General features: G+C 66.2%; 7 protein-coding genes and 1 pseudogene. 2 read left to right on the top strand and 6 right to left on the bottom strand.

Annotated features, from left to right (window positions below):
• Positions 1–31 precede the first annotated feature (31 nt).
• The 5 genes from AC27IQ_RS16395 to AC27IQ_RS16375 all read right to left on the bottom strand — a co-directional run bounded on the left by AC27IQ_RS16395 (position 32) and on the right by AC27IQ_RS16375 (position 4,939).
• On the bottom strand, positions 32–931 hold the full coding sequence (locus AC27IQ_RS16395; protein ID WP_487090087.1) for an ABC transporter permease: 900 nt from the start codon (positions 929–931) through the stop codon (positions 32–34).
• Between the two features lie 92 nt (positions 932–1,023).
• The gene (locus AC27IQ_RS16390) at positions 1,024–1,938 is read right to left on the bottom strand and encodes an ABC transporter permease (protein ID WP_487090086.1); all 915 of its coding nucleotides are present in this window, start codon (positions 1,936–1,938) and stop codon (positions 1,024–1,026) included.
• A gap of 86 nt (positions 1,939–2,024) precedes the next feature.
• Entirely contained in the window at positions 2,025–3,308 is a 1,284-nt protein-coding gene (locus AC27IQ_RS16385) for an ABC transporter substrate-binding protein (RefSeq protein WP_272564121.1), read from the bottom strand.
• A gap of 111 nt (positions 3,309–3,419) precedes the next feature.
• Complete coding sequence (locus AC27IQ_RS16380) at positions 3,420–4,508, bottom strand: ABC transporter ATP-binding protein (RefSeq protein ID WP_317352413.1); 1,089 nt, start codon at positions 4,506–4,508, stop codon at positions 3,420–3,422.
• 83 nt (positions 4,509–4,591) lie between these two features.
• A complete protein-coding gene (locus AC27IQ_RS16375; protein ID WP_487090085.1) occupies positions 4,592–4,939 on the bottom strand; it encodes an SAM domain-containing protein in 348 nt (115 codons plus the stop codon).
• Positions 4,940–4,975: 36 nt separating this feature from the next.
• On the opposite strand from AC27IQ_RS16375, the gene AC27IQ_RS16370 reads away from it, so the two are divergent.
• Positions 4,976–5,359 carry a hypothetical protein gene (locus AC27IQ_RS16370; RefSeq protein WP_284406760.1) on the top strand — a complete coding sequence of 128 codons (384 nt, stop codon included), beginning with the start codon at positions 4,976–4,978 and terminating at the stop codon, positions 5,357–5,359.
• Positions 5,360–5,415: 56 nt separating this feature from the next.
• Here the strand turns inward: AC27IQ_RS16370 and AC27IQ_RS16365 are convergent, their stop codons facing one another.
• Positions 5,416–6,528: an alginate lyase family protein gene (locus tag AC27IQ_RS16365; RefSeq protein ID WP_487090084.1), complete on the bottom strand. Its 1,113-nt coding sequence runs from the start codon at positions 6,526–6,528 to the stop codon at positions 5,416–5,418.
• 441 nt (positions 6,529–6,969) lie between these two features.
• On the opposite strand from AC27IQ_RS16365, the pseudogene AC27IQ_RS16360 reads away from it, so the two are divergent.
• Positions 6,970–7,351, top strand: a pseudogene (locus AC27IQ_RS16360) (hypothetical protein); the annotation flags it as partial.

Below are 7,351 nucleotides of genomic sequence, written 5' to 3'. Positions count from 1 at the left end.
CGGGGGGCGCGGCCGGCGGGTGCGGGAGGCTTCATCGGGCGCTCCCCGCGCGGCGCCCGCGCCCGAGCAACCACACCAGCGCCAGCGTGAGCCCCATCACCACGAAAGAAACCACCGTGGTCAGCGTGCCCAGCGCGTAGATCGACGGCGTGGTCACGGTCGATGTCAGCCCCTGCAGTTCCAGCGGCAGCGTATTCACGTCGCCGATGGCCTGCGAGGTGCGGGCAATCTCGTCCCAGCTCAGCGTGAAGCCGAACATGCCGATGCCCACCACCGACGGCGCCACCAGCGGCAGCACCACGTGCGCGAAGCCCTGCCACGGCGTGGCGCCCAGGTCCCGCGCCGCCTCTTCGTAGGCCGGGTTGAAGCGGTTGAACACCGCGAACATGATGAGCAGGCCGAACGGCAGCGTCCACGTGAGGTGCGCGCCCAGGGCCGAGGTGAAAAGGCCCAGAGAGGTGCCGAAGCCCTCCAGCGTCTCCTGCGGGCCCAGCCAGCCCAGCACCGCCTTGATGGCGGTATCGATCAGGCGGAACTCCAGCCCGATGCCCAGCGACACGATGATGGACGGCATGATGAGGCTGGCCACCACGACGAAGAACAGCGTGTTGCCGCCTGCCAGCCGCTTGCGAAAGGCCAGGCCCGCCAGCACCGACAGCACCACGGTGCACGCCATCACGGCCAGACCGAGGGCGAGCGAACGCCGCAGCGCCGCGCCGATGTCCACCACGCCCAGCCCCTCGGCCAGCTGGCGGAACCAGTGCAGCGACAGGCCGCGCATCGGAAAGGTCAGCCCGCCTTCGGGGCCCTGGAAGCTCAGCACGAAGATGACCAGCATGGGCCCGTACATGAACAGCACGAACAGAACGAACACCATCGCCAGCAGCCAGAAGCTGAGCGGGCGCGGCTCGCGCAGGCGGGTTTTGTTCATGGAAAGGGCCTCCATGCCATGGGAAAGACGAAGGGGGCGGTGCCTGCGCGGGGCACTGCGCAAAAGGATGTGCGTGCGTGAACGGCCATGGCTCAAAGCTCCTTGCGGATGTCCACCAGCCGCGTGAGGCCGTAGATGATCATCAGCACGACGGCCAGCAGGATCACGGCATTGGCCGCCGCCAGCGGAAACTGCAGGTACGAGGTCTGCACCTGGATGATCTTGCCCACCGAGGCGATCTGCTGCCCGCCCATCACGCCGATGGTGACGAAGTCGCCCATGACGATGGTGATGACGAAGATCGAGCCGATGATGATCCCGGTGCGCGACAGGGGCACGATCACGTTCCACAGCGTCTGCCAGCCCGAGGCGCCGGAGTCGCTCGCGGCCTCCAGCAGGCTGCGGTCGATGCGCATCATGCTGTTGAAGATGGGCACGATCATGAACATGGTGTACAGGTGCACGAAGGCCAGCACCACGGAAAAATCGGAGAACAGCAGCCACTCGATCGGGGTCTGGATCAGGTGCAGATCGATCAGCGTCTGGTTCACCAGCCCGTTGCGCCCCAGCAGCGGAACCCACGAGATCATGCGGATCACGTTGGAGGTCCAGAACGGGATGGTGCACAGCACGAACAGCAGCGTCTGTATGCCGGGCGAACGCACGTGGAAGGCCAGGAAGTACGCCACCGCGAAGCCCAGCACCAGCGTGATGCCCCACACCAGCAGGCTGAACTTGAGGGTGGACAGGTAGGTGCGCAGCGTGGTGCACAGGTCGGCCATGTTGCCGCAGCCCTCGAACACCGACAGGTAGTTCTTGAAGGTGAAGCCGGGCAGCAGCTCGTATTCGTTGAAGTCCCAGAAGCTCACCATCAGGATGAGCCCGAGCGGGACGAGAAAGAACAGCACGAACACCGCGGTGAACGGCGCAGCCTGCCACCAGGCCGCGATGCCGCGGCCGGGCGCGGCGGCCACGGCGGCGGTATGGGAGGTCGAAGGAGGGCTCATGGTGCGGTGGAACGTGCTGAAGGAAAGGGCTTGCGAGACGGGCCGATCGGTGAACCCGGGCAGCGGGTGCCGCCCGGTTTCATCGGTCAAGCCGCGACGAATTCATTCCATTTCTGGACCATGTAGTTGTTCTCGTCCATCAGCGCGTTCCAGCAGGCGATGCCGCCCATGCGCGACTCGTAGCTGCCGCCGTCGCGCACGCTGCCGGCCTTGGCCAGCAGGTCGCCATTGGGGCTCTTGATGTCCTGCGCGGCGGGCTTGCCTTCCATCCAGTAGGCCCACTCGTAGGCTTCCATCTTGGCCTTGGCGGTCTCCAGCACGGCGCTGTAGTAGCCCTGGCGGTTCAGGTACGCGCCGGCCCAGCCGTCGAGGAACCAGTTGATGAACTCGTACGCGCCGTCCAGCTTCTTGCCCGACAGCGTGGCCGGCAGCCCGAAGCCCGCGGCCCAGGCGCGGTAGCCCTCCTTGAGCGGCTGGAAGTTGCAGGCGATGCCCTTGGTGCGCACCGCCGTCACCGCCGGGCTCCACATGGACTGGATCACCACCTCGCCCGAGGCCATCAGGTTGACCGACTCGTTGAAGTCCTTCCACAGCGCGCGGAACTGGCCGGCGCGCTTGGCTTCGATCAGGGTCTTGATCGTGAGGTCGATCTCCTTCTTGGTCATGTTGCCCTTGTCGGGGTACTTGTACAGGCCCATGGCCTCGACCACCATCGCCGCATCCATGATGCCGATGGAAGGAATGTTCAGGATGGCCGTCTTGCCCTTGAACTCGGGGTTCAGCAGCTCGGCCCAGGAATCGATGGGGCGCTTGATCAGGTCGGGGCGGATGCCCAGCGTGTCGGCGTTGTACACGGTGGGAATCAGGCTCATGAACTGCGTCGGGCTCTTGGCGAACACCTTGCTCTTTTCGCCTTCGAGGTAGATCACCTTCTTGGGCGCGGTGCCCTGCTCGCCCACCGCCTTGCCGCCCACCATGCCGGTGGTGAACAGCGGGGTGATCTTGTCGGCATTCTTGATGCGCTTGGTGTCGATGCCCTTGAGGTTGCCCGTGGGCACGATCTTCTTGAGCGAGAAGTACTCGGTGTCGATCAGGTCGAAGCTGTTGGGCGCGGTGACGGCGCGCTTGGTCACGTCGTCCGTGGTCACGGCCACGTACTGGATCTCGATGCCCGTGTCGGCCTTGAATTTTTCAGCGATGGCCTTGTCCTGGTTCACCGCCGTGCCCAGGTAGCGCAGCACGATCTTCTCCTGCGCATGGATGGCCGGGAACATGCCGGCGGCCAGGATGCCGGCCGTGCCCTTGAGCAGCGAGCGGCGCTGCACGGCGGACGACGGGGCAGCGAGGGATTCGGAAGACGCATCGGACATGGAAAGCTCCTAGGTTGAACGAAGGGACAGGGGGAAAGGGAAATCTTTTGTCGACCAGCGGAGGCAGGAGCCGCGACGCCCGGTGCGTTGCGGCTGCCGGCCTGCAGCGCCTCAGGCCGGCACCGCGACGGCGGCACCTGCCGAGGCCGGTGTGGACGGCGCCTGCAGCGGATGCGCGCGCTCAGGCCGCCAGTGCAGCCGCACCGCATCGCCCACCAAGTAAGGCCGGGCGGCGTAGGCGTCTTCAGACACCATCACGGAATACGCGGCGGTTGTGCTGGACGACACCACGGCGCCCTCGTCCTGCAGGCCCAGCAGCACGTAGGTGCCCTGGTACTCCACATCGGTCACCACCGCGCCGATGTGGCTCGACCCGGCCGGCAGCGCCTCGCCCACCGCGGCGATCTGCAGGTGGTCGGTGCGCACGCCCACTGGCCCGGACGGTGTGACGATCACGTTGTGCCCGCCCATGAAGCGCGCCACGAATTCGCTCGCGGGCCGGTTGTAGACCGTGTGCGGCGAGCCCACCTGCTCGATGCGGCCATGGTTCATCACCACCATCGTGTCGGCCAGGGCCATGGCCTCTTCCTGCGAATGGGTCACGTGGATGAAGGTCAGCCCCAGCTCCTTTTGCCAGCGCCGCAGCTCGGCGCGCATCTGGATGCGCAGGAACGGGTCGAGCGCGGACAACGGCTCGTCCAGCAGCAGCACGCGCGGCTCGGTGATGAGGGCGCGCGCCAGCGCCACGCGCTGCTGCTGCCCGCCCGACAGCTCCGCCGGCTTGCGGTCGGCCAAGTGCCCCATCGCCACGCGCTCCAGCAGTGCCCGCGCGCGCGCCTGCCGCTCGGCCTTGCCCACGCCCTTCATCTTGAGACTGAACGCCACGTTGTCCAGCGCGGACAGGTGGGGAAAGAGGGCGAAGCTCTGGAACATCATCGCCGTGCCCCGCTCGGCCGCCGGAAGGTCGGTGATGTTGCGGTTTTCCAGCAGCACATCGCCACTGGTCACCGACTCGTGCCCCGCGATCATGCGCAGCGTGGTGCTCTTGCCGCAGCCCGAAGGCCCCAGCAGGCAGCAGTAGCTGCCGCTGGCAATGCGCAGATCGATGCCATCGACGGCAGGCTTGCCCTGCGCATAGCGCTTGGTGAGCGCAACGATTTCGATGGCGGCGGGGGCCGAGGGGTGGGAGGTGGCATCCATGCCGGGGCATCACGCAAACGCCATGCCAGCCTGGAATACGGTTTTTGCACCGTTTTGTATACAAAAACCGCATGTTCGGGAGATCAGCGCACCGGGCTGGCGATTGGAAGCACCAGCGTAGCCACCTGCCAGCCGGTTACGTGATTTTCATGCAAATAAAGTAAGAGAGCGTTGCAAACGGTGGATTCGCGGAACCGCACTTTTAAGATGCGCCGCTCGGAGCCGCTGAGCCCGTTCGTTCGCAACGACGAACAAAAGAAGACAACGCCATCAGGGAGAACAATGACAAACGCATGGGAAGACACTGCACTTCGTGCCAAACGGCCGACGGTCAGACATTCACTGGGAAAAACCCCCTCGCTGCGATGGCAGCGCACTTTCTTCGAGGCCACCACGCCAAGGCCTCGTGCTGGCAGAGCGTCCACGTCCATCAGGCACCTGATCGCTGCGCGCCCAATCGTCTTCCCATGAAATCCCACACCTCTTCACTCTCCACCCACCGCGCGGCCTTCCGCCAGCCCCGCTTTTGGCAGACCTGGCCGCGATGGGCGTTGCTGCTTCTCGCGGGCATGCCGCTGGCCCTGCTGGCCGGGTCCCTGCTCTCCTCCCGCGCTTTCAACACCGCAGAACTCATGCACACCGATGTGTGCGGCGGGAGTGACTACAGCCTGGAGTTCTACGATTACAGCGACGGCGCGGGCTACGTGAAACTGGTGGACCAGGCCGGGCGGTCGTATGGACGCGCCGAGCATTCGGACGCCGACGCACTTCGCCCGGTGTGGGCCGACGATTGCCTGTCGGTCACGGTCAGCACGGACCGGCGCCGCGTGCGGCTGGAGGTCAAGCCCTGACCGGCCCCTGGCCTGCGTGACCCACCGCGTTCATGCAGGGTGTTCAGGCGCCCCACTCACCCTCCCTGGGTGCGTGCGGCAGGCAGCCGGCTGAACGCCAGGCGCCAGTTCGGGCGCCCCCCGCCGAGCCGCTCCGCCAGGGCGGCGCACTCGGGGTCGTAGGCAGCGGCCAGGAACAACAGCGGCAGTGCGTCGCGCGGCTCGTACAGGCTGCCGACCACATGGCCCCGCTCACCGTTGTCCGATCGCGCCTTGTCGAATCGCACATCGCTGCGCACAAACTCGGCATGCGTCTTCTCACCCCTCAGGTACGGCATCAGCCACGCCACGCTGTGGGCGATGGAGGCGCCGTTCGCCGCCTTCCAGTGGTAGAAATCTTCGCCCTGCTCCGCGAAGGCCAGCGCCAGCGTAACGAGCGGGCGCAGGTCGTACACGTGGTAGGACAGCGCATCGCGCTCCTGGAAATCGACGCTTTCGCCGCTGGCAAGCAGGTTGTCGTTGATCTGCGCACGCAGGCCGTCCCGCGCGTAGGCGATCAGCCGTGCATCGCCGATTGCGAAGCCGATGAGGCCGACGATCTTCAGGCGATGGCTGTGCCAGTTGTTGGTGGTGGTTTTCTTCTTCATCTCCCGCGACCCCATCTCGGCTTCGGCGATGCGGCGCATCCAGCCATCGACCGATTCGCGTGTGGAAGCGTCCAGGTCGGCCCGCACCAGCCGATACCCGAAGATGGCGGGCTCCAGGCCGGTTTCATCGATGGGCTGGCCGGTCGGTCGGTTGATCTGTGCCCAGCGCAGCAGGTAGTCGCCCGCCTTCGCCGCATGGCGCGGGTCCTGGTCGAGCCGGTAGGTGATGGCCAGCGCCTGGATCTTGTCCATGTCCTGCAGGCCCGCTTCGGTCTGGGCCTTGAGCGGATCGCCCCGCAGCCGGCCGCCAGTGGTCAGCACGGCCACGGGCCGGGGCTCGCTCTTCATCGCGTCTTCGGCGATGCGCCGCTGGGCGGCCATGGCACTGCGCCATGCGGGGACGGTGGCCGATTGTTCTCGCGCCTGATCCCATTGCCGGGGCGTGGGCCACAGCGTCTGTGCCTGCGCCAGGCAAGCGCAAGACAGCGCCATCCAGGCCAGAGTCGCCAGGACCACCTTGCGCCCGCTGCGGGAAAAAGGCACCGCGTGCCGCACTTTCCGTAGAACCATTGACATTGATCTTCCCTGGTGGATGGCGCCGCATTGCACTGCGCAACTGGCGGGCTGACGTGCAGAACGCATCCGGTGAACGGAGGAGACCACCGCCGGCGCGATGGACCAGAAAGCCGGGAGGACAGGGCAGTCGCCAAGCGACTCCAGTGCACCGGTACCGAACCATGATGGCGTGCGGCCGCGTCGCCCATGCTTCCAACCGTTTCAGCCTGGCGCGGACCCATTCATCGGCATCCGCGCGAGCACGCCTCACACGCACATTCCGCGTGCAAGCAAGTACCTATCAAGATTGAAACACCTATTTACATAAACACTGGCGAAAGATAGTCTGGCGCCGATTTCTACCGGCTCGGCCGCACACCGGCACGTGGCCGTCCCTTCGGCCCAACGCGATCACCCAGGAAACGACCTGTGAACCACTCCAGAAAAATCCGCCTCTCCCTGCTGACTGCCGCCCTCGCTGCCGCTTGCCTGGTCCATGCTCCTCTGGTGTTGGCAGCGGACGTGCGCATCACCGTGCCTTCAGCAGGCGGCTTCGTGGTGCGCAGCGCCAATGGAACGCAAGAGGGGCTGCGGGTGCAGGATGGTGGCGGTGTCTTTCTGCCCACCCTCTCCACGCGCACACCCGTGGCCACGGTGCTGTGCTTTGAAACCACGACGGGCGCCCTGGGTCCCTGTGCAGCAGGCGTGGCGGCCGGTCCGACCGGCGCCACGGGCGCGACCGGGGCGACTGGCGCCACCGGTGTCACCGGCGCTGCGGGTGCCACTGGGACCTGCGGGCAATCAGGCCGCG

The organism is Acidovorax sp. KPB24-07 (assembly GCF_057543315.1).
Note: the sequence above shows the minus strand (reverse complement) of the source record. Positions and strands in the feature narration are given on the sequence as shown.